Below are 22,474 nucleotides of genomic sequence, written 5' to 3'. Positions count from 1 at the left end.
CCCCTTTTTTCGGAGACTCCTGACATGCAACGCCTATTTCTGAGCCTGTTGATCTGCCTGGGCTTCGCGCTTCCGGCCACCGCCCACGCCTGGTGGCAGGACGATTGGCACTACCGTAAACAGATCACAGTGGACACCACCTCCCAGGGCGCAGCCATCAGCCAGGCCCTGGGCCGTACCGCGTTGCTGGTGCGCCTGCACACCGGCAACTTCACCTTTGACGGGGTCAAGGACGACGGCGCCGACCTGCGCTTTGTCAGCGCCGATGACAAGACCGTGTTCAACCACCAGATCGAAAGTTTCGACCCGCTGATGGGCATGGCGCTGATCTGGGTCGATGTGCCCAAGGTCGAAGGCGGCCAGCGCCAGGACCTGTGGATGTACTACGGCAACCAGAAGGCTCCGGCCACTGCCAACGGCCAACTGACTTTCGACCCGAACTACACCGCGCTCTACCACTTCGACGGCGCCAACGGCACGCCGCCCCGGGACACCACGGCCTATGGCAACACCGCCGTGAACGCCACCGGTGCGAGCATCGACGGGGTGATCGGTCGTGCGTTGCAGTTCAGTGGCCAGCCGTTGCTGTTGCCGGCCAGCCCGTCGCTGCAACACGTCGCGGGCGGTGCGTTTACCTTCAGTGCCTGGCTGCGCCTGGACCAGGCCGGCGGCGAGCAACTGGTCATGGCCCGTCGCGAGGGCGCTCACAGCCTGTTGCTGGGCTTGAACCAGGGCATGCCGTTTATTGAAATCGACGGCCAGCGCGCCGTCTCGACCCAGCCGCTGAACCCGGGCCAATGGCAGCACCTGGCGTTCACCGCCGAGGGCGACAAGGTCTCGCTGTACGTCAACGGCCGTGAGACGGCGACCCTCGCAGTGGCGATGCCGGCGTTCAATTCGCAACTGGTGATCGGTGCCGATTTGCCGGAAGCCACCGGCGGTCACCTGCCGTTTACCGGAGCCATGGACGAGCTGCGCCTGTCCAAGGTCGCGCGCCCGGCAGCGCTGTTGCTGGCCGATGCCACCGCCCAGGGCGCCGAGTCGAAACTGGTGACTTATGGCGTGGATGAAGAACAGTCGGGCTTCGGTTTCGGCAGCCTGGGTTTCCTGCTCAAGGCGGTGCCGGTGGACGCCTGGGTGATCATCCTGGTGCTGGTGGGGATGATGTTCCAGTCGTGGTTCATCATGATTCGCAAGAACCGCCAGGTCAGCCGCGTGAGTGCCGCCAACGATCTCTTCCGCGAGGAGTTCGCGCAGATCGGTACGCGCCTGGAGATGTACTACGACGACGCGTTGCTGGCTGAGCGCCTGACCCATTCCTCGCTGTGGCGCCTGTACCGGGTCGCGGTCAAGGAAATTCGCACCCGCCGGGCCCAGGGCGCCGACACCTCGTCGGTCTCGGCAGCCACCATCGAAGCCATCCGCTGCTCCATGGACGGCGTGCGCACCCGGGAAAACCAGCAACTCGGCGCCAAGTTGTCGACCCTGTCCAACGCCATCGCCGGTGGCCCGTATATCGGCCTGCTCGGCACCGTGCTGGGGATCATGGTGGTGTTCCTCGGCACGGCGATGGCCGGTGACGTGAACATTAACGCCATCGCTCCGGGCATGGCGGCGGCCCTGCTGGCCACGGCCATGGGCCTGTTTGTCGCGATCCCGGCGCTGTTTGGCTACAACCGCCTGATTACCCGCAACAAGGAAGTCAGCGCCGACATGCGTGTGTTCGTCGACGAGTTCATCACCCGCCTGGCGGAGATGCACGGCGAGAGCCAGCACAGTGAAGCGGCGCACCGTCGCGACCACCACGCCCACGTCCCGGCCTGAGGAGAATCAGCATGGCTTCCGTGAATGCCTCCCACGACGATGACGATGACGCACCCGTCGACAGCATCAACATCACGCCCCTGGTGGACGTGCTGATGGTGGTGTTGGTGATGTTTATCCTCACTGCCACCGCCCAGGTCTCGGGGATCCAGATCCACCTGCCCAAGGCCAGTGCTTCGGTGTCGCTGTCCGAGGCCAAGACCAAGGCGATCTCGGTGAACGATGGCGGCCAGGTGTTTCTCGACGCTTACCCGGTGACCTTGCCGGAGCTGGAGGAACGCCTGCGCATCGAGAAAGCGCTGAACCCGGACTTCCCGGTAATCGTGCGCGGCGACGCCATGGTGCAGTACCAGAAGGTCATCGAAGTGCTCGACTTGCTGCGTCGCCTGGAGCTGTCCCAGGTCGGGCTGGTCACCGGCAAACCGAGCCAGGGCTGAGCCATGACCGCACAGATGCCGATCACGCCGACGCCGCTGAAGAACAAGCCGCCGTTACGCCCGCTGAAGTGGGGCATTGGCCTGCTGCTGGGGGCCGTGGCTGCCTGGTTTCTCTGGCAATGGGCCAATGACATGAGTGGCGTGCGCCGTGAAGCGCCCAAGGTGCCGACGATTATTCCGCTGCCGCCACCGCCACCACCGCCGCCGGAAAAACCCAAGGAACCGGAGCCCGAGGTGCAGGAGAAAGTCCCCGAGCCGGAGCCCACGCCAACCCCGGATGAGGTCAAGCCCGAGGAAGAAGCACCGCCTTCACCGGCGGACGACCTGGCCAACCCGATGCAGATCGACGGCGACGCGCAGTCCGGCAATGACGGTTTCAACATCGGTGCCGGCAAGGGCGGCGGCATGGCCGGTTCTGGCGGTGGCGGCCTGGGGACCGGGACGTTCAAGCAGTACCTGGCCGGGGTGTTCCAGCGCCTGCTGCGGGAAGACCCGGAGTTGCGCAAGAAGGCCTACACGGTGCAGGCCGACCTGTGGCTGAGCGCAGACGGCGAGGTGACCCGCGTGGAGCTGGCCAAGTCCAGCGGCGACACCGAGACCGACGCTCAGGTGTTGGCCGCATTGCGCGCCACACCGCGCCTGAAGGAACGCGCACCCGCGTCATTGACCCTGCCGGTACGCCTGTCCCTCAAGGGCCGGCGCCCGGATTGATCGAACCCTTTTTTGCAGTTTTCTACAGGAGTTGTGTGCAGATGATTTCCCACGTGAATCGATTGACCCTGGCGGTCGGCATGGTCATCGCGACCCTGGTCGGCCAGGCGACGGCAGCCACGGCCGCGCCTTCGGAAAACGCCACGATCAACCTGATCCGCCTGCTGGTGCAGCAAGGTGTGCTCAAGCAGGAACAGGCCGACGGGCTGATCGCCCAGGCTGAAAAAGAAGCCCAGCAGGCACGCCAGGCCAGCACCGCCACAGCAGTAGCGGCAGGTCCAACTGCGGCCCCCGGCGATGTGCGGGTGCAGTACGTGCCGGCAGCGGTGCGCGACCAGATTCGCGACCAGGTCAAGGCCGAGGTCATGGCCACCGCCAAGCAGGAAAACTGGGCCCAGCCCAACACCTTTCCGGACTGGGTCTCGCGCATCAGCTTCGACGGCGACATTCGCCTGCGGGATGAGTCGCGCTATTTCTCGGGCAACAACAGCAACGAAATCGTCGACTACGCCAAGCTCAATCAAAACGGGCCCTACGACGTCAACAAGAACACCAACACCCAACTGCCGCCGTTGCTCAACACCCGCGAAGACCGCGAAAACCTGTTCCGCCTGCGCGCCCGCCTGGGCATGAAGGCCGTGATCTCGCCCGAATGGACCGCCGGGATTCGCCTTGGCACCGGCAACGACAACAACCCGGTGTCCACCACCCAAACGTTGGGCGGCGGCTTTGGCAAGAAAGACATCTGGCTCGACCAGGGTTACCTCACCTGGAAAACCACCGACTACATGACCCTGACCGCCGGGCGCTTCGCCAACCCGTTTTATTCCACCGACATGATGTATTCCGGCGACCTCAACTTCGACGGTGTGGCGGCGATCTTCAACCACAAGCTCAACAGCGACTGGGGCCTGTTCGGCACCCTCGGCGCATTCCCGGTGGAGTACAGCCCCGACACGGCCACCACCAACGGTTTCGACAAGGACGAGAGTGAAAACAAATGGATGTTCGGCGGGCAGATCGGCGCCGACTGGAAGATCAACCGCAGCAACAGCCTGAAAGGCTCGATGGCCTACTACCACTTCGGTGACATTCAGGGCGAACGCTCCAGCCCTTGCTCGCCGTGGGCCGGCCAGCCGGCGTGCGACACCGACGGCACGCGCCTGGCCTTCATGCAGAAGGGCAACAGCGTATTCCTGCTGCGGGACATCGCCCCCAACCCGGCGACACCGGGCCTGACCCCGCAACCGCAATTCGTCGGCCTGGCGTCCAAGTTCAATGTGCTGGACCTGAACCTGGCGTGGGACAGCGAGCTGCCGGAAGACCTCAAGCTGCGCAGCCAGACCAACTTCATTCACAACCTGGCCTACGACAAGGGCGAGATGCTCAAGCGCAGCGAAGGCCAGATCGTCAACAACCTCAACAGCGACGGCCAGTTTGAAAGCGGCGGCAACGCATTGCTGGTGCAGTTCACCCTCGGCAGTGCGCTGGAGATGCGCAGGAAGGGCGACTGGAACGTGCTGGCCGGCTACAAATACATCCAGCCGGATGCCTTGCCGGACGGCTTCAACGACTCCTCCTTCCACCTCGGCGGCACCAACGCCAAGGGCTATTTCATCGGTGCCAACTACGGCCTCGACAAGAACATCTACGCCAGCGCCCGTTGGCTCAGTGCCTCCGAAGTGTATGGCGCGCCGTTTGAAGTGGATGTCATGCAACTGGAACTCAACACGCGCTTCTGATGCGCCGGAGAAAGCTCATGAACACGCGAATTTGCGGCCTGCTTTTGCTGCTCGTCACCACCGGCGCTTCGGCTGAAGGCATGGAGGAGCGCCTGCGCACCCAACTGCGCAGCACTACCCAGCAGTTGCAGGCGCTGCAAAGCGAGCAGGCCCAGGCCAGTGCCGCGCGTATCGCCGCCGAAACCCAGGCCAAGCAGGCTCAGGCGCAGATCAAGCAACTGACCGCCGAGCTGGAAAAGTCCCGGGGCGTGGCTGAGCAACTGGTCGGCCAGCAACAGAACCTGCACAGCCAGGCCCAGGCTCAGGTTGCCGCCAGCAATGAACAGGTGGGCAAGTTCAAGAAAGCCTATGAAGATTTGCTGGTGATCGCCCGGGGCAAAGAAACCGAGCGGGCGCGCTTGCAGGCGCAACTTACGGAACGTGACACACAAGTGCAGCAATGTTCAGCCAAGAATCAACAGATGTACGGCGTGGCCCAGCAATTGCTGACGGCCTACGAAAAAATCGACGTGGCCGACGTGATGAGCATCCGCCAACCGTTCGCCAGCAGCACCCGGGTCAAGTTCGAGGAACTCGCCCAGGGTTTTGGTGATGGTCTATACCTTAATCGGTTCGATGCTCCACAGACCGTCACTAATCATTGATCAACAAGGAAGAGACCACTATGAGCGACGTACAACTGATCACCAGCGTGACCCCGCATGCCTTGACCGAGCTGCTGCAGGAAGCCGGCTACCGGGTCAACCACACCGAGCAGAACGGTATCGTGCAATTGCTCAGCGCCAGCCAGGGCATTGGCTTTGCCGTGCGTTTCGGCAACCCGGCGGCAGAGCAGGGCAGCTATGTGGACTTCACCTACAGCTGCGCGCTGCGGGTGCAGGGCGAGTTGCCCGAGGGTTTGGCCCAGGTCTGGAACGCTTCCCGGCGTTTTGCCCGCTTGTCGTTGCAGGGTGAGTTCCTGCTGATGGAGATGGACGTGGTGGCCGCCGGCGTGGGCGCCCCGTACCTGCGCAACCAGCTGGAACTGTGGGACCGGCTGCTGCAGGAATTCATCGTCTACCTGCGTGAATACAGCCAGCAAGCCGCACAGCTTCAGGCCCAGGCCCAGGCCGCCCCCACGCCTGCCGTCGATGCCCGTGAAGAGGCGCCTGCCCTGTGAAGAAACCAACCCTGGTGGTCGGCGCCGGCGCCCTGGTGGTGCTGGCGGTCGCGGTGGGGTTGAGCCTGCGACCGGGCAGTGACCCGGTTGCAGCCCAGCAGCCGGCGCCGGTGGCCGTGAAGGACGGGCCGGCGGTGGCGCGCCTGGGCAACCAACAGATCGACCTCACCGAGCTCAAGTCGGTGCTGGCTGCCTTGCCGGTTGAAACCCGCGAGCAACTGCGTGGCAACCGTGGCGCCCTGGAAACCTGGCTGCGTTCACGCCTGGCGCAAAAGGCCGTGCTTGAACAGGCCGATGCCCAGGGCTGGCGCCAGCGCCCGGAAGTGGAGCAGCAAACCCGCGCCGCCGCCGAACAGATCGTGTTTCGCGACTACATGCTGTCGGTCAGCCAGGTGCCGGCGGATTACCCCAGCGCCGCCGAATTGCAGCAAGCCTATGACAGCGGCAAGGCGCAATGGGTGACACCGCCGTTGTACCAGGTAAGCCAGATTTTCCTGGCCGTGACCGACCCCCAAGCCGTCGACACCGTACGCCGTCAAGCGCAGGAATTAAGCCGCAAGGCGCAAGCCTCGCCAGGCGAGTTTGCCGCGTTGGCCAGCCAATATTCCCAGGACCCCGACAGCGCCCGGCGCGGTGGCGATTCCGGGATGCAGCCATTGCAGCAACTGGTGCCCGAAATGCGCAGTGTGGTGGCGCGACTCAAGACGGGCGCGGTGTCCGAGCCGGTACAAAGTGCTGCGGGTTTTCACGTGCTCAAGCTCACCGGGCAACAACCGGCGCGCACCGCCACGCTGGATGAACTGCGGGGCCGCCTGACGGAGGCCCTGCGTACGCAACGCCAGGAGCAAATCGCCAAGGCCTACCTGGAAGGCATGCTGAATACCGCCACCTTGAGCATCGACGGTGCCGAGCTGAACAAGGTGCTCGAGTAAAAAACGTCTCACTGCATTGGATGCACAGTACCCACAAGACAGGGAGTCTCCCATGGTATTTCTTGACCCGGCTGTACCCCACGGCACCACGCCCTATCGCGGGCTGACAGAGTCCCGCGAGGCCTGGCTGGCCGTGGCGGCCACCATCGAACCCGAGGTGGCGCAATATTTCCTGATCAGCGCGCGCTGTGGGTGTTTCATGCAGGCGGCTCGCAGCCTCAATATCAAGGCCACGCAATTGCGCAAGCGCCTGGCGCAACTGGAAGAGCAGCTCCGGCGTTCGCTGTTCAGCTATCAGGGCAATGTCCTGACCCTGAGTCGTGAAGGGCAGCAGCTGCAGGCGCAACTGATTGCCCTGTCCCATGAGCGACGCTTGCCGGTACTGGAGCAACCGTTGATTCGCCTGGCGGTTGCCGAGTCGATCCTGCATGACATTCTGGGGCGCGACCTGATTGCGCTGCTGCGGCGCAATGCGAGTGTGCGGTTGGAGATTATTTCCATCGACAGCGAGTTGGGGTTGCAGGCGTTGGATGCGGATGTGGTGGTGTGGTTGTCGGGGATGGATTCGCCGGGGGCCGGGCCGAGCTTTGCCATTGATGCGCCTGAGGTGTTGGCGCGGCTGGATTATTCGCCGCATATTGCCAAGCGGTATTCGCGGTTGGCGGTGCGGCCCGACAGCATTGAAGATCTCGCGGATTACATGCTGGTGCAGTGGCAGCCGGACCGGCAGGTGGAAGCGTTGCGGCCCTGGAACAGTCTGGTGGAGCAGCGGTTGGCGGGGGTGGTGCAGGTGCAGGCGTATCCGTTGATGCTGGAGATGATTCGGTGCAGTGCGTGTATTGGGTTGTTGCCGCGGTATATGAGTTGTTTTGATCGTGGGTTGACGGCGTTGGATGGGGTGTTTCTGGAGGGGATGCAGCGGCAGGTTTGGATGGGGGTGAGTGCTCAGGTGCGGCATCCGCAGGAGGTGGGGTGGGTGGTGGAGATGATTCGGAATACGTTTCTTGAGCGGGGGAGTGGTTTGATTGATTGAGTACATATCCGTTTCTTCGGTAACGGCTGCTTATGGTTTCGCTCTTACAGCGACTCACTTTGGAAAAGCCCCAAAGTAAGCAAAGGGCTCTGCCCCGCCTGTCGGCGCCTCGCTGGGGCTCGGCGTTCCCTCACTCCGGCATTGCTCCGCGGGCCGCCGCGACGGGCCATCCATGGCCCGGCGCGGCTAAACCGGCGTCCTGCCGGTTTACCCGCTCCGCAATACCTGCGTTCGGCCTCGGGCTTATTGGGGCAGTCAGATCAAGATCAAAAGCAAGAGCACAGCGGCCTACCGGCCGGCTTGAGTGTTGAAAGCAAAGGCAAGATCCAGAGCGAAAGCCAAATCTGAAGCGGATGCAGCTCTGCTTTTCTGTGGGAGCTGGCTTGCCTGCGATGCAGACAACTCGGTGCATCAGGTACACCCAGTTGATGCCATCGCAGGCAAGCCAGCTCCCACATTTGACCATGCCCGCTTTAGCTTTTGATTTTGCTGTTGCTCTAAAACACTCAAGCCGGCCGGGAGGCCGCTGTGCCCTTGATCTGCTTTTGATCTTGATCTTAGGCGCCCCGTTAAACCACGCTGGCCGAACGCAGGCTTTGGAGCGTGGGTAACCCGGCAGGACGCCGGGTTAGCCGCGCTGGGCCATGGATGGCCCATCGCGGCGGCCCACGGTCCAAAGCCGGAGTGAGGGCACACCGAGCCTAGGCGAGGTGCCGAGTGGTGGGGCAAGAGCGTTTTGCTTACTTTTGCGCTTTTCAAAAGTGAGCCGCTGTAAGAGCGGAACCATAAGCGGCCGTTACCTAAATAACGGATATTCACCCCCCACCGGCCGTAACAAACCGCCGCGCCAAAAACCCATACAACAGATACCCAAACGCCAACACCAGCGTCGCACCAAACACCGCCTCCTCACCACACGCATAAATCGCATACAGCGAATACCCCACGGCAATCAGCAACACCGTGGTATTGCGTGCATAAATCGAGGCCGCCACCCGCGCTTTGTGCATCATCACCAGCAGCCCAGTCAGCGCAGTGACGTAAGGAATCAAATTAGTCACCACCGCCAGGTTCACCAACTTGCCAAACTGCGCACTGGCCGTGGGCGAGACGGTCGACAAGGCAATCAGGCTCTGCAACGCCGCGCAGGCAATCAGCCCCCACACGGGTGCCTGGGCACGGCTCACCCGGCTGAAGAACCGCGGAAACAGACGCTGGTCCGCCGACATCTTGGCCGTTTGCGCCAAGGTGAATTGCCAGCCCAACAGCGAACCCATGCACGCCACCACCGCCAGCGCCATGATGATATCGCCCACCAGCGGCGTGAAAATCTGCGCATACACCAGGGCAAACGGCGCAGAAGACTCGGCCAGTTCAGCATTGGGCACGATGCCCTGAATCACCGTGGTCGACAGCACATACACCAGCGCCGCGCCGAGGGTGCCCAACAGGCAGGCCAGCGGCACGGTACGCTTGGGATCTTCCACCGCGTCATAGCCCTGGGCCGCGGACTCCATGCCGAGGAACGCCCAGAGGGTCAGCGGAATACTCGCGCCAATCGCATCCCACAGTTGAAGTTGGTTGGGGTTCCAGGCGTCGCTGAACACCTCGGCTTTGAAATAGAACCAGCCGAACACGCTCAAGCCCGCCACGGGAATGATCACGCCCCATACGGTGACCACGCCGATCCGGCCAGTCAGGCGCGGGCCGCCGAAGTTGGCAATGGTGGTCAGCCAGATCAGCGCAAGGGTGCCGATAAACAACGGGATCGGCCCGCTGCCCAGCCACGGGATGAAGGACGATAGATAGCCCACCGCCGAAATCGCAATCGCCACATTGGCAATGATCAGCGACAGGAAATACAGAAACGAACAGAGGAAGAACCCGGACTTGCCGTGGGCCTCTTCGGTGTAGGCCGACATGCCGCCCGTGCGGGTACAGAACAGGCCGCACTGGGCAAAGCAGTACGCAATGGCCATCGAGCCCACGGCGGTGATCAGCCACGACAGCAGCGAGATCGCGCCCAACTGCGCCATGCTGGCGGGCAGCATGATGATGCCCGAGCCCATCATGTTGATCGCCACCAGGGTGGTCAGGCCCATCAGGCTCATCTTTTTGCTTGGCTCGGCCATCGGCAACTCCTTGTCGTGGGGCGTGCGAAGGCAGGCTAGCATGTTGTGGTCACTGCGCCTTCGGGCCTCGGTTTTCTCCCAGGATTCGCGCCGCGTCCCGAGCCGGTGGCAGGCCGAACACTCGGGCGTAATCCCGGCTGAACTGGGTGGCGCTTTCATAGCCGACTTCGAAGGCGGCGCTGGTGACGTTTTTGGCGCTGGCTACCATCAGTGTGCGGGCCTGCAGCAAGCGCACGCGTTTTTGATACTGCAACGGGCTCAGGTTGGTGACGGCCTTGAAGTGGCGGTGGAAGGCTGACACGCTCATCGCGGCTTTCTGCGCCAGGGCTTCTACCCGGATCGGTTCGGCGAAGTCCCGGCGAATCCACTGGATGGCCTGGCTCACCCGAGCCATGGCGGTGTCCGGCGCGGCGATTTCACGCAGCATCCAGCCGTGGGGGCCTTGCAGTACACGGTAGAGAATCTCGCGCTCGTAAACCGGCGCGAGGGCGGCGATCGCCTCGGGGTTGCCCATCAGCCGCAGCATGCGCAGCCAGGCGTCCATCAACTCCGGAGTGACGGCGGCCACGGAAAAGCCGGCATTGTGGTCGTAGCGCCCGGCAGGTTCGGGCAAGTCGCTCAGCAGCGTCGCGAGTACCGTCGGGTCCAGTGTCAGGCTGACCGCCAGGTAGGGTTCACCGGTCGCCGCCGGGTGCACAGTGCCCACCGCGGGCAGCTCGATGGACATCACGAAATACGTCGCCGGGTCGTACCGCAGGGTGCGGTCGCCCACGGTCATGGATTTGCTGCCCTGCAGGATCAGGTTGATCATCGGGTCATACACGGCGGCCAGCATATGCTCGGGAATCGCGCCCTGGACCATGGCCACCCGCGGTATACCCGTTTCAGTGCGGCGGTTTTCGGTCTTGGCGGCCAAGGCACGCAGTTCGATCAGTTGTGTGTTCATGCCGGGCATGCTGAGCGCCCAGGTGGGCCCTGTGCAAGAAAAAAGCAGAAACAGGCAGGTTTCGAGCAGGAACCGCTGCGCCGGCGCAGGCGCGCAGGCCTACTGTGGTGACTCATTTGAGCAAGCAGTGGAGCCACACATGGGCGTTATCCTCATCACCGGCGGCAGCCGTGGCATTGGTGCCAGCACTGCAGAGTTGTGTGCCCGGCAAGGCATGGGCGTGATCCTGACCTACAACAGCCATCCAGAGGCCGCACACGCCGTAGTGCAGAAGATTGAGGTTGCAGGCGGCAAGGCGGTCGCGCTGCCATTGGACGTGGCTGACGTGAGTTCCTTTGACGGTTTTGGCGAGGCGGTAAAACGGGCGTTGTCGGCGACCTGGGGCGTAAGTGGCTTGAGTGGGCTGGTGAATAACGCCGGCTATGGCCTGTTCAACCCCCTGGAGTCGGTCACCGAGGCCCAGTTCGACGGCCTGCTGAATGTGCACCTCAAAGGCCCTTTTTTCCTGACTCAAACGTTATTGCCGTTGCTGCAAGCACAGGCCTGCATCGTCAACCTCACCAGTGCCACGACTCGCGTGGCCACCGCCGGAGTTGCGCCTTATGCAGCCTTCAAGGGCGCGCTGGATGTACTGACCCGTTACATGGCCAAGGAGTTTGGCGAGCGGCAGATCCGTGCGAATGCCGTCTCCCCGGGAGCCATCCGCACCGAACTGGGCGGCGGGCTCAATGATGAATTCGAGGCGCTGCTGGCTTCCCAAACGGCCCTCGGCCGAGTGGGCGAACCCGAGGATGTGGCGCGCGTGATCGCCATGTTGCTGTCGGAGGAAGGCCGTTGGGTCAATGCCCAGACGATCGAGGTCGCGGGTGGCTACATCATCTGAAGGGCGAGGCGACAGCATGCTGGATCATATCTTTTTGTCGGTCAGCGACATTCAACGCTCTATCGATTTCTACCAGGCGGCACTGACAACGCTGGGCATCACCACGCGCCACGACTACGACGGCAAGGACGGCCCGCCGGGCCATCCGGACCTCAAGGGTTTCGGCGCCAATGGGCGGATCTTCTTCTGGCTGCGCGAGGGCGTGGTTGAGGGCAGGGCGGTGCATGTGGGGTTTGTCGCCAGCAGCAGGGCAGAGGTCGATGGGGCTTACCTGGCGGCAATCAATGCCGGCGCTATTGACAACGGCGCACCGGGTGCACGTTTGCACTATGACCCGAACTACTACGCCGCCAACGTCCTGGACCCCGACGGCTACAGCCTGGAATTTGTCTACAAGAACTGGCAGCACGCTCAGCGATAGCCACCGAAAAGGGTGACGATCAGCCCGCTGCCTGCGGCTGCATCCGCCACTCACCTTCCACATCCTTGACCAACCCACTGGCCAGGAACAGCGGCGCCACGCGCTTGTGCAGCTGTGGCTCGACAAATTCTTTCACCGTGTCCAGGGCCAGCGCGCCACTCAGCGGCAGCTCGGCCTTGGTGTAGGACAGCCAGGCCTTTTTCAGCATCAGCAGCACGTCGCTGCCGGCGGTGGAGGCAAAGCGGCGGTGGGTCTTTTTACCGTCGAAGTCGAAGGTGTGCTGGAACTCGTAACCGGCCTCGCTGCCTTCGCTGGCGACGCAGCGGATGCAAGTGCAGGGGCCATCGCCGAAGGCGCTGCGCAAGTAGTTGTTGAAGTCCACCACGGGCTTGAGTGACAGGCGCTTGTCCACCTCGAACAGGTCCCCGGTCATTTTTTCGTCAGTGTTCAAGGTCGATTTCCTCGCAGCGGTTTTTTCAAGGGCGGCACGATACCAGCCGAAGGCCGTGGGCGGGTAATTTTTGGTCGCTTCAGTGGGGACGTCCATTCGCCAATGCCCTTGTTACAGTTTCCTTAAATCATCCCCAAGGAAACCGACATGAGCAGCAAACCCACGGTCTACAACCACGGCGTTTCATGGGAAGAGGGTAACAGCGTCAGCCAGGGCTACCGCGTGAACGGTACGATTTACATTGCCGGGCAGTTTTCTCACACCTTGGAAGGTGAGTTCGTTGACGGTGATGCCGCCGTCCAGACGCGTCAAACCCTGGAGAACCTGGACCATGTGCTGGCCGGCTTTGGCGTCGATCGTTCGAACATTGCTGCGGTGGATTTCTTTCTGGTGCACGCCAAGCGCGATTTTGAAGCGGTGGTCAATGTGTGGAAGGCGTATATCGGCGAGCATCGCCCGGCGGCGACCCTGGTCGGTGTGAATTACCTGGCGTCAGATGCGCAGATCGTCGAGATCAAGGTGATTGCCCACGCGGCTTGATCAGCCCGCCAGTTCATCCACCATCAGGTCGATAAAGCGCCGTACCCGTGGCTCCAGAAAGCGTTTGCTCGGGTACATCGCCAGAATCTCCACATCGCCTGCGTCCAGGCCGGGCAGCACCTGCACGAGGCGCCCGGCAGCCAGGTCTTCGGCCACTACGAAATCGGGCAGCAAGGCGATGCCCAGCCCGGACACGGCGGCGTCGCGCAGTGCTTCGCCGCTGTCCAGGCGCAGGCGGCTGCGCCCATAAGCCTTGGCCCAGGTGCCGTCCGCCTCACGAAAACGCCAGCTTTGCTTGCGCGTGCGGCTGCTGAAATACAGGCAGTTGTGGTGGGCGAGGGCGTCCATGTCTCGGGGGGCGCTGTGCTCAGCGAGATACTCGGGTGAGGCGCAGAGAAGCGCCTGGTAGCGGGCAACCACCCGGGACACCAACTGGCGGTCAGTGTTGGCGCCGCCGATGCGGATCGCCAGGTCGAAGCCGTCTTCGACAATATCGGCCATGCGGTCGGTGAAGCTGACCTCCACCTGCACCTCGGGCCAGGCTTGCAGGTATTTTTTCAACAACGGTAGAAGCACCTTGCGCCCGAAGGCGTCCGGCACCGTAAGCCTCAGCAGCCCACGCGGTACGCCGGTGGGCTGGCCGATGCTGCTTTGGGCGTTGTCCACCGCGGCGAGGATCTCCAGCCCCTGGTCATACAGCGCGCGGCCTTCGTCGGTGAGACTCAAGGTGCGGGTGGTGCGGTTCAGCAGGCGCACGCCAAGGCTGTCCTCCAGGCGCGCCACCGCCTTGCCGGCCGCCGAACGGGTCAGCCCCATGGCCTGGCCACCGGCGACGAAGCTGGCGCCATCGACCACCGCCATGAAGATCAGCATCTCGTTGAGGTTGGTGCGCAGCATTCAGTTGGCTCCGAGGCACATCATCAGGAACAGGCGCGCAATATAGCAGTGCCGGCTGGCAGTGTTTTTCGTATATCCATAGATCCCGATATTCTTTTTCGCACCGTACGTAGGTCGCTACGCTCGCATCCCTTCTCAACATCGCGGCAGCGTTCTCATGATAATAAAACGACCCACCCTGACGCTCCTGGCAGCAGCCAGCGTGCTCCTCAGCCTTGGTGCACACGCCGAAGGCAAAATCAGCATCGCCCAGCAATTCGGCATTGGCTACTTGATCCTCGATGTGGTGCGCGACCAGAACCTGATCGAGAAGCACGGCAAGGAGCAGGGCCTGGACATCAAGGTGGAGTGGAACAGCATCTCCGGCGCCACGGCGATGAACGAGTCGCTGCTGGCCGGCGCGCTGGACGTGGTCTCGGCGGGTGTACCGCCGATGCTGACGCTGTGGGACCGCACCAAGGGCAAGCAGAACGTCAAGGCCATCGCCTCGCTGGGGTCGATGCCCAACTACCTGCTGACCAATAACCCGGACGTGAAGACCCTCAAGGACTTCAGCGAAAAAGACCGCATCGCCGTGCCGGCGGCGGGCGTGGGTTTCCAGTCGCGCACCTTGCAGATTGAAACGGCCAAGCAGTTCGGTGATGCCAACTACAAGAAGTTCGATGACATCTCCATCAGCCTGGCGCATCCGGATGCCACCGCGGCGTTGATTGCCGGCGGCTCAGAGATCAACGCGCACTTTTCCAGCCCGCCGTTCCAGTACCAGGAACTGTTGAATCCCAAGGTGCACAAGGTGCTGAGTTCCTACGACATCCTCGGCGGCCCGGCCACGTTCAACGTGCTGTACACCACCGAGAAATTCCACGACGAAAACCCCAAGACCTACAAGGCGTTCTACGACGCGTTGGCCGAGGCGGAGAAGATTATCAAGGCTGACAAACCGGCAGCGGCCCAGGCATACATTCGTGTCGAGCAGTCGAAGCTGCCGCTGGCGCTGGTGGAGAAGATTGTGCAGGACCCGGAAATCGACTTCACCATCGTGCCGCAGCGTACCTATATCTATGCCGAGAAATTGCAGGAGTTGGGGGTGTTGAAGAACAAGGCGGGGAGCTGGAAGGATTACTTCTTTGAAGAGGCGCATGGCGGGAACGGCAGCTGACTCTGTCTCGAATTGAAATGAGTACAAAATGTGGGAGCAGGCAAGCCAGCTCCCACATTGGATCTGCGGTGTTTTCAGGTTCCTGCCAGGTTGCTCTTGATCCAGTCATACAAGTGATTCCCCTCACTCGACAACTCGCTGCTGGCCCGGCGGCACAGGTAGTACTGGCGGCCATCATCGACCTGTAGATCAAACAGCTTCACCAACTCCCCATTTGCCTCATGCGGCGCCACCAGCGGCTCGCGCAGCAGTGCGCAGCCCAACCCGGTCAGCGTGGCCGTCAGCGCCAACTGACCATCCTCCAGCAGCAAACCATTCAGCGCGGTCCCGTGATGCACGTCGGCGGCCTGGAACCATTGGCTCCAGGTGCCGCGCTCTTCGTCATGCAGCAACGGCAATTCACTCAACGCCTCAGGTGTGTCGATCGGGCCGTGTTGCTCCAGGAAGGCGCGGCTGCAATACGGCGTGACGGCGCCCGAGATCAGCGGTTCGCTGTGGTATCCCGGCCAGTGCCCGGTGCCGAAGCGGATCGACAGGTCGGCGGCGTCGCTGGGGTAGCTGCGGTGGTTGGCGTAGGTGACGTTGATGTCCAGCGCCGGGTGGTCCTTGAGGAACTGTGCCAGGCGCGGGATGAACAGGTTGATGCCGAACAGCGGGATCAGGCTGATGGTGACCTGGCGCGTGGCGCTTTTTTCCCGCACGTGTTCGGTGGCGCTGCGCAGCACGGCGAAGGCCGAGCGGATTGCCCGGTAGTACTCGCGGCCTTCTTCGGTGAGCACCAGGTTGCGGCCCTGACGCAAGGTCAGCGGTTGCTGCAGAAAGCTTTCCAGCAGGTGCAGTTGATGGCTGACGGCGGAGGGCGACACGTCCAGCTCGCGGGCGGCGGAATTCACTCCGCCGTGGCGGGCGAACGCTTCGAAGGTGCGCACGGCACGCAGTGGTGGGTCATTAGCTAACTGTTCTAAATTATTCATGTGTTGAATTAAATACTAAGTGATGTGGCAAATAAAGAGCCATAAATGCCGTATTTATGGCGGTTATAGCGCTTAATGCATTTGGCATAACCATATGAATTTCTGATATTTGATAAAAATAGAATAGATGCTTAGTGTGCCGCCCTCGTAAGAAATGAGGTCGATGGTTTTCATGGATGCGTTTATCCAGCAACTGCTCAATGGCTTGATGACGGGCAGTCTCTATGCGCTAGTGGCCTTGGGTTACACCATGGTCTACGGCATTTTGCGGATCATCAACTTTGCCCACGGCGATGTGTTGATGATTGGCGCGTTGGTGGGCCTCTCGGTGATTCGCCTGCTGCAGGCGACATGGCCGGCGATGCCGCCGGTGCTGGTGCTGCTGGTGGCCACCGTGATTGCCATGGCGTTCTGCGCGGTCCTTGCAGTGCTGATTGAGCGGGTCGCGTATCGGCGCCTGCGCAATGCGCCGCGCCTGGCGCCATTGATCAGCGGCATCGGTGTCTCGTTGTTGCTGCAAACCATCGCCATGTTGGTGTGGACGCGTAACCCGCAGATGTTCCCGCAACTGCTGCCGCTGGAACCGATTGAAGTCCTCGCCGGGGCTTCGGCGCATCCGGCGATCACCAACGCCACTGCCCTGACCACCATCGCCGTGGCGCTGTCGGTGATGGTCGCGCTGCTGGTGCTGGTGGAGCGCACACGCTTTGGCCGGGCCATGCGCGCCGTGGCCGAGAACCCGCAGGTGGCGAGCCTGATGGGCATCAACCCGAACCGCATCATCGTGCTGACCTTCGCCATCGGCGGCGCCCTGGCGGCGTTGGCCGGGATCATGATGGCGAGCAACTACGGCAGTGCACATTTCTACATGGGCTTCCTGCCGGGCATCAAGGCGTTCACCGCGGCAGTATTGGGCGGTATCGGCAACCTCAAGGGCGCGATGCTTGGCGGCCTGCTGCTGGGGTTGATCGAGGCCCTGGGTACCGGCTACCTGGGCGCCGCCACCCATGGTGTGTTCGGCAGCAATTACCAGGATGTGTTTGCCTTTATCGTGTTGATCGCGGTGCTGGTATTTCGTCCTTCGGGGCTGTTGGGTGAACGACTGGCGACCCGCGCATGAGTTTCCTGAATACCTCCCGACAGCGCGCCAGCTTTGGCCTTGTATTGTTCGCCGTGGCGCTGGTGCTGGCGCCGTGGATTGTCGGGCATGCCGGCGGCAATACCTGGGTGCGCACCCTCGATTTCGCGTTGCTGTACATCATGTTGGCCCTGGGCCTGAATATCGTCGTGGGCTACGCCGGGCTGCTGGACATGGGCTTTATCGCGTTCTACGCAGTGGGCGCGTACCTCGCCGCATTGCTGTCCTCGCCGCATCTGTTGCAGCAATTCCCGGCGCTGATGGCGCTGCTGCCGGCGGGCATGCACACCTCTATCTGGTTGATCCTGCCATTGGCCGCGTTGCTGGCGGCGGGTTTTGGCGTATTGCTGGGCGCGCCGACCCTGCGCCTGCGTGGCGATTACCTGGCCATCGTGACCCTGGGCTTTGGTGAAATCATCCGCATCCTGCTGCGCAACCTCGACCGTCCGGTGAACATCACCAACGGGCCCAAAGGTATTTCCCAGGTCGATCCGATCAACCTGCTGGGGATCAACCTCGGGCGCACCCAGGAGCTGTTCGGCCTGCGCCTGCCTTCGGTCTATCTGTATTACTACCTGTTCGCCGCGCTGGTGGTGCTGATCCTGTTTGCCTGCATCCGCCTGGAGCGCTCGCGCATCGGGCGGGCCTGGGTGGCTATTCGCGAAGACGAAGAGGCGGCCCAGGCCATGGGCGTCAACACCCTGCGCTTGAAGCTGTTGGCGTTCGCCATCGGCGCCGGGTTTGGTGGTGTGAGCGGGGCGCTGTTTGCCGCGTTCCAGGGCTTTGTCTCGCCGGAATCCTTCACCCTCAACGAGTCGATCGCGGTGCTGGCGATGGTGGTGCTCGGCGGCATGGGCCACATCCCTGGGGTGATTCTTGGCTGTGTACTGCTGGCGGCGTTGCCTGAAGCGTTGCGCGCCAGCATGGGGCCGTTGCAGCAGGCGCTGTTCGGCCAGGTGCTGGTGGACCCGGAGATCATCCGCCAGTTGTTCTACGGGCTGGCCTTGATCCTGGCGATGCTCTATCGCCCGGCAGGCCTGTGGCCGAAAGGAGTTGCGCGATGAATCAGCCGTTGTTGCAGATCGATCAGGTGAACAAACACTTCGGCGGCGTGGCGGCGCTGACGAACGTGAGTCTGAGTATCCAGCCTGGCGAAATCTACGGATTGATCGGGCCGAATGGCGCCGGTAAAACTACCTTCTTCAACGTGATGACCGGCCTCTATACCCCGGATTCCGGCCGCTTTCAGCTGGACGGCCAGGACTACAAACCGACCAGCGTACATCAGGTTGCCCAGGCCGGCATTGCCCGGACTTTCCAGAATATCCGCCTGTTCAACGCCATGAGCGCGTTGGAAAACGTCATGGTCGGCCGCCATGTGCGCACCCGTAACGGCTTGTGGGCCGCCTTGAGTCGGCATCGCCAGGCCCGGGAAGAAGAAGCGCAAACCCGCGCCCATGCCCATCGCCTGTTGGCGTATGTCGGGCTGGCGGGGTTCGCCAATTACCGCGCCGACAGCCTGTCCTACGGTCATCAACGCCGCCTGGAAATCGCCCGTGCCTTGGCCACCGAACCGCGCCTGCTCGCCCTCGACGAACCCGCCGCCGGGATGAATGCTGCCGAGAAAGTGCAACTGCGCGGCCTGCTGGAAAAGATCCGCGACGATGGCCACACGCTGCTGCTGATCGAGCACGACGTAAAGCTGGTGATGGGAGTTTGCGACCGCATCAGCGTGCTGGATTACGGGCAAGTGATTGCCGTGGGCGCGCCTGCCGAGGTGCGCCGCGATCCGGCGGTGATCCAGGCTTATCTGGGAGCCAGTGCCCATGTCTGAAGCACTCTTGAATGTTGTCGGCTTGCAGGTGCGTTACGGCGCCATCGAAGCAGTCAAGTCCCTGGATTTGCAGATCGGCGAAGGCGAGCGAGTGACCTTGATTGGTGCCAACGGGGCCGGCAAGACATCCAGCCTCAAGGCCCTCACCGGACTGCTGCCGGCAGCGGCGGGGCAGATCCATTTTGCCGGGCGTTCGATCCTCGGCCAGGCACCGGACCAACTGCTGCGCCAGGGCATTGCCATGGTGCCGGAAGGGCGCGGCATTTTTGCGCGCATGAGCGTGCTGGAAAACCTCCAGGCCGGAGCCTTCCTGCGTCGTGACACCGAGCAGGTCAACCGCGAGATCCGCCAGCTGTTCGAGCACTTCCCGCGTTTGGAAGAGCGCCTGCAACAGTCCGCCGGCCTGCTCTCCGGTGGCGAGCAGCAAATGCTCGCCCTGGCTCGGGCACTGCTCTCCAAGCCGCGCTTGCTGGTGCTGGATGAGCCGTCCATGGGCCTGGCGCCGATCATGGTGGAGAAGATCTTCCAGGTGATCGACGACGTGTGCCGCCAGGGCATGACCCTGCTGCTGGTGGAGCAGAACGCCCGGCTCGCGCTGCAGGTCACCGACCGCGCCTATGTAATGGACACCGGGCGCATCAGCCTCACTGGCCCGTCCCATGAATTGCTCGACCACCCCGAGGTGCGCAGTGCCTACCTCGGTGAATGAATCAACCCTGACGCTACCGGACGCCCAGCGTGTTCCGACCAGCCCGTAAAGAAACAGGAACCCCTTATGAAGACTTTCAAGCACACCCTAGTGATCGGCCTGGCCCTGAGCAGCCTGGCGAGTGCCATGGCCCAGGCCGACCAGACCGTATTGATCGGCCTGGCCGGGCCGTTGACCGGTCCGTCGGCGCGGATCGGTAAGGACCTGGAAAACGGCGCGCAACTGGCCATCGACGCGGCCAACGCCAAACACCCGAAAATCAACGGCGAGGCGGTGACCTTCAAGCTGCTGTCCGAAGACGATCAATCCGACCCGCGCACTGCCGTCACCGTGGCCCAGCGCCTGGTGGACGAAGGCGTGGTGGGCGTGGTCGGCCACTGGAATACCGGCACCAGCATTCCTGCTGCACGGGTTTATCACGATGCGGGTATCGCCCAGGTGGCGCCGGTGGCCACCGGGCATGCGTACACCCAGCAGGGCTTCGACACCAGCTTCCGGATCATGGGCCATGACGACGATGGCGGCCAGGTGGCCGGCGACTATGCTTTGAACACCCTCAAGGCCCGGCGCATTGCGGTGATCGACGACCGTACCGCGTTCGGCCAGGGCCTGGCGGACCAGTTCGTCAAATCCATTGAGGCCGGTGGCGCCAAGGTCGTCTCCCGTGAATACGTGGACGACAAGACCATCGACTTCAGCGCGGTGCTGACCAACATCCGCAGCCAGAACCCGGACCTGATTTTCTTTGGTGGCGTCGATTCCCAGGCCGCGCCTTTGGCCAGGCGTATCAAGCAACTGGGCATTAAGGCACCGTTGATGGGCGCCGGTGGGTTTGTCAGCCAGACCTTCCTGCAACTGGCGCAGAACGAAGGCGAGGGCGTGATTGCCCTGGAGCCGGGTCTGGCGGTGTCGCAGATGCCCGGTGGCAATGCGTTTGAACAGGCTTACAAGGATCGCTACAAGGCGCCGATCGAACTGCATGCGCCGTTTGCCTATGACGGCGTCGGGGTATTGGTGGCGGCAATTGAGAAGGCCGATTCGGTCGACCCGCAAAAGTACCTGCCGGTGTTGCGCGCCATCAGCTATCAGGGCGTGACCGGGACCATTGCGTTTGATGCCGAGGGCAATCTGAAGAAGCCGTCGTTCACCGTGTATCAGGTCAAAAGTAATCAGTGGCAGCCAGTCAGTGTGGCGGGCGGCAAGTAACAACCCACCCCTGTAGGAGGCACACAATGAGCAAGCTGGAAGGTGAACTGGGCATCCTGGCCCGGCGGCGGATCGAAGCTGAAATCATCAAGCCGATCTACGAGATCCTGGTACGCGAGCAGGGCAAGGACTTTGCGGCGGCGGTGATCGGCGAGGCGGTGGGCAATGCGGCGATCCAGGCCGGCAAGCACTTTGCCGAGCTGGAAGAGCAGGGCGCCGACCTCAAGAGCTTCGTCGAGCTGCAGGTGCTCTGGGAAAAAGACGATGCGCTCAAGGTCGAGATCATCGCCAGCGACGCCGAGCACTACGACTACGACGTGAAGCGCTGCCGCTACGCCGAGATGTACCACGAGATGGGCCTGGGGGAGATCGGGCACTTGCTGTCGTGCAACCGCGATGAGTTGTTTATCGTCGGCTACAACCCGGACATCAAGCTGACCCGAACCCAGACCATCATGGGCGGCGCCCATCACTGTGACTTCCGCTACCGGGCCAAACCCCAGGAGCCGCGTTCATGAGCGACTTGGCACGGGTCAATGGCGAGCGCCTGTGGGACTCGCTGATGGAAATGGCGCAGATCGGCGGCACCGAAAAGGGCGGGGTCTCGCGCCTGGCCCTCACCGATGAGGATCGTCGGGGACGTGACCTGTTTGTGCAGTGGTGCGAGGCGGCGGGTTGCAGTATCCGGGTGGATGCCATGGGCAATATCTTTGCCCGACGCGCCGGGCGGCAGGATCACCTGGCCCCGGTGCTGACCGGCTCCCACGGCGACTCCCAGCCGGCGGGTGGCAAGTACGACGGTATCTACGGCGTGCTGGCCGGGCTGGAAGTGCTGCGCACTTTGAATGACCTGGGGATCGAGACCGAGCGGCCTATCGAAGTGGTCAACTGGACCAACGAAGAAGGCTCGCGGTTTGCCCCGGCGATGATTTCCTCGGGGGTGTATGCCGGGGTGTTTGACCTGGAGTACGGCCTGTCCCGGGAAGACAAGGCTGGCATCACCATCGGCCAGGCGTTGCAGCAGATTGGTTATGCCGGTCCGCATCAAGTGGGTGGCCAGGCGGTGCATGCGGCGTTTGAGCTGCATATTGAGCAGGGGCCGATTCTTGAAGCCCAGGACCTCACCATTGGTGTGGTCACCGGTGCCCAGGGCCAGCGCTGGTATGAAGTGGAACTGAGCGGGCGCAGTGCCCATGCCGGGACGACGCCGATGGATCATCGCCTAGATGCGTTGCTCGGGTTTGCGCGGGTGGTGGAGGCGGTGAACCAGATCGGCCTGGAGCAGGGTGCCGAAGGGCGGGCGACGGTGGGCATGGCGAACATCTTCCCCAACTCACGCAACGTGG

23 protein-coding genes and 1 pseudogene are annotated in these 22,474 nt (G+C 62.6%); 19 read left to right on the top strand and 5 right to left on the bottom strand.

What is annotated here, in order from left to right:
- Positions 1 to 24: 24 nt before the first annotated feature.
- From JFU58_RS24430 to JFU58_RS24395, 8 genes and pseudogenes are all read left to right on the top strand, one after another.
- Complete coding sequence (locus JFU58_RS24430) at positions 25 to 1,824, top strand: DUF2341 domain-containing protein (RefSeq protein ID WP_201142596.1); 1,800 nt, start codon at positions 25 to 27, stop codon at positions 1,822 to 1,824.
- 11 nt (positions 1,825 to 1,835) lie between these two features.
- The gene (locus JFU58_RS24425; RefSeq protein WP_003211540.1) at positions 1,836 to 2,261 is read left to right on the top strand and encodes an ExbD/TolR family protein; all 426 of its coding nucleotides are present in this window, start codon (positions 1,836 to 1,838) and stop codon (positions 2,259 to 2,261) included.
- 3 nt (positions 2,262 to 2,264) lie between these two features.
- Positions 2,265 to 2,972 carry an energy transducer TonB family protein gene (locus JFU58_RS24420; RefSeq protein WP_063029169.1) on the top strand — a complete coding sequence of 236 codons (708 nt, stop codon included), beginning with the start codon at positions 2,265 to 2,267 and terminating at the stop codon, positions 2,970 to 2,972.
- A gap of 41 nt (positions 2,973 to 3,013) precedes the next feature.
- On the top strand, positions 3,014 to 4,714 hold the full coding sequence (locus JFU58_RS24415) for a putative porin (RefSeq protein WP_201142595.1): 1,701 nt from the start codon (positions 3,014 to 3,016) through the stop codon (positions 4,712 to 4,714).
- 17 nt (positions 4,715 to 4,731) lie between these two features.
- On the top strand, positions 4,732 to 5,358 hold the full coding sequence (locus JFU58_RS24410; RefSeq protein ID WP_177027207.1) for a DNA repair protein: 627 nt from the start codon (positions 4,732 to 4,734) through the stop codon (positions 5,356 to 5,358).
- Positions 5,359 to 5,378: 20 nt separating this feature from the next.
- Positions 5,379 to 5,873: a YbjN domain-containing protein gene (locus JFU58_RS24405; RefSeq protein WP_177072246.1), complete on the top strand. Its 495-nt coding sequence runs from the start codon at positions 5,379 to 5,381 to the stop codon at positions 5,871 to 5,873.
- Positions 5,870 to 6,805: a peptidylprolyl isomerase gene (locus JFU58_RS24400; RefSeq protein WP_063029177.1), complete on the top strand. Its 936-nt coding sequence runs from the start codon at positions 5,870 to 5,872 to the stop codon at positions 6,803 to 6,805. The genes JFU58_RS24405 and JFU58_RS24400 overlap by 4 nt, the downstream gene beginning before the upstream one ends.
- A 52-nt stretch (positions 6,806 to 6,857) precedes the next feature.
- Positions 6,858 to 7,834, top strand: a pseudogene (locus JFU58_RS24395) (LysR family transcriptional regulator).
- Between the two features lie 819 nt (positions 7,835 to 8,653).
- Here the strand turns inward: JFU58_RS24395 and potE are convergent.
- Positions 8,654 to 9,970 carry a putrescine-ornithine antiporter gene (gene potE / locus JFU58_RS24390; protein WP_201142681.1) on the bottom strand — a complete coding sequence of 439 codons (1,317 nt, stop codon included), beginning with the start codon at positions 9,968 to 9,970 and terminating at the stop codon, positions 8,654 to 8,656.
- A 49-nt stretch (positions 9,971 to 10,019) separates the two neighbouring features.
- Entirely contained in the window at positions 10,020 to 10,916 is an 897-nt protein-coding gene (locus tag JFU58_RS24385) for an AraC family transcriptional regulator (RefSeq protein ID WP_201142593.1), read from the bottom strand.
- Positions 10,917 to 11,055: 139 nt separating this feature from the next.
- Between JFU58_RS24385 and JFU58_RS24380 the strand changes: the two genes are divergently transcribed.
- Together JFU58_RS24380 and JFU58_RS24375 are read left to right on the top strand one after the other, a co-directional pair.
- A complete protein-coding gene (locus JFU58_RS24380; RefSeq protein ID WP_093208747.1) occupies positions 11,056 to 11,799 on the top strand; it encodes an SDR family NAD(P)-dependent oxidoreductase in 744 nt (247 codons plus the stop codon).
- Positions 11,800 to 11,815: 16 nt separating this feature from the next.
- On the top strand, positions 11,816 to 12,220 hold the full coding sequence (locus tag JFU58_RS24375) for a VOC family protein (RefSeq protein ID WP_093208752.1): 405 nt from the start codon (positions 11,816 to 11,818) through the stop codon (positions 12,218 to 12,220).
- Between the two features lie 19 nt (positions 12,221 to 12,239).
- Here the strand turns inward: JFU58_RS24375 and JFU58_RS24370 are convergent, their stop codons facing one another.
- Positions 12,240 to 12,671 (bottom strand): hypothetical protein, encoded by a 432-nt coding sequence (locus JFU58_RS24370; RefSeq protein ID WP_093210210.1) that lies wholly within the window; start codon positions 12,669 to 12,671, stop codon positions 12,240 to 12,242.
- 147 nt (positions 12,672 to 12,818) lie between these two features.
- On the opposite strand from JFU58_RS24370, the gene JFU58_RS24365 reads away from it, so the two are divergent.
- Positions 12,819 to 13,211 carry a RidA family protein gene (locus JFU58_RS24365; RefSeq protein ID WP_201142592.1) on the top strand — a complete coding sequence of 131 codons (393 nt, stop codon included), beginning with the start codon at positions 12,819 to 12,821 and terminating at the stop codon, positions 13,209 to 13,211.
- On the opposite strand, the gene JFU58_RS24360 is transcribed toward JFU58_RS24365, so the two are convergent.
- A complete protein-coding gene (locus JFU58_RS24360; RefSeq protein WP_201142591.1) occupies positions 13,212 to 14,108 on the bottom strand; it encodes a LysR family transcriptional regulator in 897 nt (298 codons plus the stop codon).
- 157 nt (positions 14,109 to 14,265) lie between these two features.
- Between JFU58_RS24360 and JFU58_RS24355 the strand changes: the two genes are divergently transcribed.
- Positions 14,266 to 15,267, top strand: a complete 1,002-nt coding sequence (locus JFU58_RS24355) for an ABC transporter substrate-binding protein (RefSeq protein ID WP_201142590.1) — start codon at positions 14,266 to 14,268, stop codon at positions 15,265 to 15,267.
- 74 nt (positions 15,268 to 15,341) lie between these two features.
- Here the strand turns inward: JFU58_RS24355 and JFU58_RS24350 are convergent, their stop codons facing one another.
- Positions 15,342 to 16,241, bottom strand: coding sequence for a LysR substrate-binding domain-containing protein (locus JFU58_RS24350; RefSeq protein WP_177026331.1), 900 nt, complete (start codon positions 16,239 to 16,241; stop codon positions 15,342 to 15,344).
- 172 nt (positions 16,242 to 16,413) lie between these two features.
- Between JFU58_RS24350 and JFU58_RS24345 the strand changes: the two genes are divergently transcribed.
- The 7 genes from JFU58_RS24345 to JFU58_RS24315 form a co-directional block, all read left to right on the top strand.
- Positions 16,414 to 17,361, top strand: coding sequence for an ABC transporter permease subunit (locus JFU58_RS24345; protein ID WP_177026420.1), 948 nt, complete (start codon positions 16,414 to 16,416; stop codon positions 17,359 to 17,361).
- A complete protein-coding gene (locus tag JFU58_RS24340; protein ID WP_201142589.1) occupies positions 17,358 to 18,443 on the top strand; it encodes an ABC transporter permease subunit in 1,086 nt (361 codons plus the stop codon). Before JFU58_RS24345 ends, JFU58_RS24340 begins: the two co-directional genes overlap by 4 nt.
- Positions 18,440 to 19,213 carry an ABC transporter ATP-binding protein gene (locus JFU58_RS24335; protein ID WP_201142588.1) on the top strand — a complete coding sequence of 258 codons (774 nt, stop codon included), beginning with the start codon at positions 18,440 to 18,442 and terminating at the stop codon, positions 19,211 to 19,213. The genes JFU58_RS24340 and JFU58_RS24335 overlap by 4 nt, the downstream gene beginning before the upstream one ends.
- Complete coding sequence (locus JFU58_RS24330) at positions 19,206 to 19,922, top strand: ABC transporter ATP-binding protein (RefSeq protein WP_201142587.1); 717 nt, start codon at positions 19,206 to 19,208, stop codon at positions 19,920 to 19,922. Before JFU58_RS24335 ends, JFU58_RS24330 begins: the two co-directional genes overlap by 8 nt.
- 66 nt (positions 19,923 to 19,988) lie before the next feature.
- A complete protein-coding gene (locus JFU58_RS24325; protein WP_093208791.1) occupies positions 19,989 to 21,128 on the top strand; it encodes a branched-chain amino acid ABC transporter substrate-binding protein in 1,140 nt (379 codons plus the stop codon).
- Between the two features lie 26 nt (positions 21,129 to 21,154).
- On the top strand, positions 21,155 to 21,646 hold the full coding sequence (locus JFU58_RS24320) for an L-2-amino-thiazoline-4-carboxylic acid hydrolase (protein ID WP_010173377.1): 492 nt from the start codon (positions 21,155 to 21,157) through the stop codon (positions 21,644 to 21,646).
- The coding region (locus tag JFU58_RS24315; protein WP_201142586.1) for an allantoate amidohydrolase at positions 21,643 to 22,474 on the top strand (832 nt) is incomplete at its 3' end. The genes JFU58_RS24320 and JFU58_RS24315, both read left to right, overlap by 4 nt.

This window comes from Pseudomonas sp. TH34 (assembly GCF_016650865.1).
Lineage (GTDB): Bacteria > Pseudomonadota > Gammaproteobacteria > Pseudomonadales > Pseudomonadaceae > Aquipseudomonas > Aquipseudomonas yamanorum.
Note: the sequence above shows the minus strand (reverse complement) of the source record. Positions and strands in the feature narration are given on the sequence as shown.

What these genes read in the sequence shown, in the direction of transcription:
- JFU58_RS24355 (WP_201142590.1), top strand. Translation starts at nt 14,266, where the DNA reads ATGATAATAAAACGACCCACCCTGACGCTCCTGGCAGCAGCCAGCGTG.
- JFU58_RS24415 (WP_201142595.1), top strand. Translation starts at nt 3,014, where the DNA reads ATGATTTCCCACGTGAATCGATTGACCCTGGCGGTCGGCATGGTCATC.
- JFU58_RS24375 (WP_093208752.1), top strand. Translation starts at nt 11,816, where the DNA reads ATGCTGGATCATATCTTTTTGTCGGTCAGCGACATTCAACGCTCTATC.
- JFU58_RS24410 (WP_177027207.1), top strand. Translation starts at nt 4,732, where the DNA reads ATGAACACGCGAATTTGCGGCCTGCTTTTGCTGCTCGTCACCACCGGC.
- JFU58_RS24405 (WP_177072246.1), top strand. Translation starts at nt 5,379, where the DNA reads ATGAGCGACGTACAACTGATCACCAGCGTGACCCCGCATGCCTTGACC.
- JFU58_RS24360 (WP_201142591.1), bottom strand. Translation starts at nt 14,108, where the DNA reads ATGCTGCGCACCAACCTCAACGAGATGCTGATCTTCATGGCGGTGGTC.
- JFU58_RS24430 (WP_201142596.1), top strand. Translation starts at nt 25, where the DNA reads ATGCAACGCCTATTTCTGAGCCTGTTGATCTGCCTGGGCTTCGCGCTT.
- JFU58_RS24340 (WP_201142589.1), top strand. Translation starts at nt 17,358, where the DNA reads ATGAGTTTCCTGAATACCTCCCGACAGCGCGCCAGCTTTGGCCTTGTA.
- JFU58_RS24325 (WP_093208791.1), top strand. Translation starts at nt 19,989, where the DNA reads ATGAAGACTTTCAAGCACACCCTAGTGATCGGCCTGGCCCTGAGCAGC.
- JFU58_RS24380 (WP_093208747.1), top strand. Translation starts at nt 11,056, where the DNA reads ATGGGCGTTATCCTCATCACCGGCGGCAGCCGTGGCATTGGTGCCAGC.
- JFU58_RS24345 (WP_177026420.1), top strand. Translation starts at nt 16,414, where the DNA reads ATGGATGCGTTTATCCAGCAACTGCTCAATGGCTTGATGACGGGCAGT.
- JFU58_RS24330 (WP_201142587.1), top strand. Translation starts at nt 19,206, where the DNA reads ATGTCTGAAGCACTCTTGAATGTTGTCGGCTTGCAGGTGCGTTACGGC.
- JFU58_RS24385 (WP_201142593.1), bottom strand. Translation starts at nt 10,916, where the DNA reads ATGAACACACAACTGATCGAACTGCGTGCCTTGGCCGCCAAGACCGAA.
- JFU58_RS24425 (WP_003211540.1), top strand. Translation starts at nt 1,836, where the DNA reads ATGGCTTCCGTGAATGCCTCCCACGACGATGACGATGACGCACCCGTC.
- JFU58_RS24335 (WP_201142588.1), top strand. Translation starts at nt 18,440, where the DNA reads ATGAATCAGCCGTTGTTGCAGATCGATCAGGTGAACAAACACTTCGGC.
- JFU58_RS24350 (WP_177026331.1), bottom strand. Translation starts at nt 16,241, where the DNA reads ATGAATAATTTAGAACAGTTAGCTAATGACCCACCACTGCGTGCCGTG.
- potE (WP_201142681.1), bottom strand. Translation starts at nt 9,970, where the DNA reads ATGGCCGAGCCAAGCAAAAAGATGAGCCTGATGGGCCTGACCACCCTG.
- JFU58_RS24320 (WP_010173377.1), top strand. Translation starts at nt 21,155, where the DNA reads ATGAGCAAGCTGGAAGGTGAACTGGGCATCCTGGCCCGGCGGCGGATC.
- JFU58_RS24365 (WP_201142592.1), top strand. Translation starts at nt 12,819, where the DNA reads ATGAGCAGCAAACCCACGGTCTACAACCACGGCGTTTCATGGGAAGAG.
- JFU58_RS24420 (WP_063029169.1), top strand. Translation starts at nt 2,265, where the DNA reads ATGACCGCACAGATGCCGATCACGCCGACGCCGCTGAAGAACAAGCCG.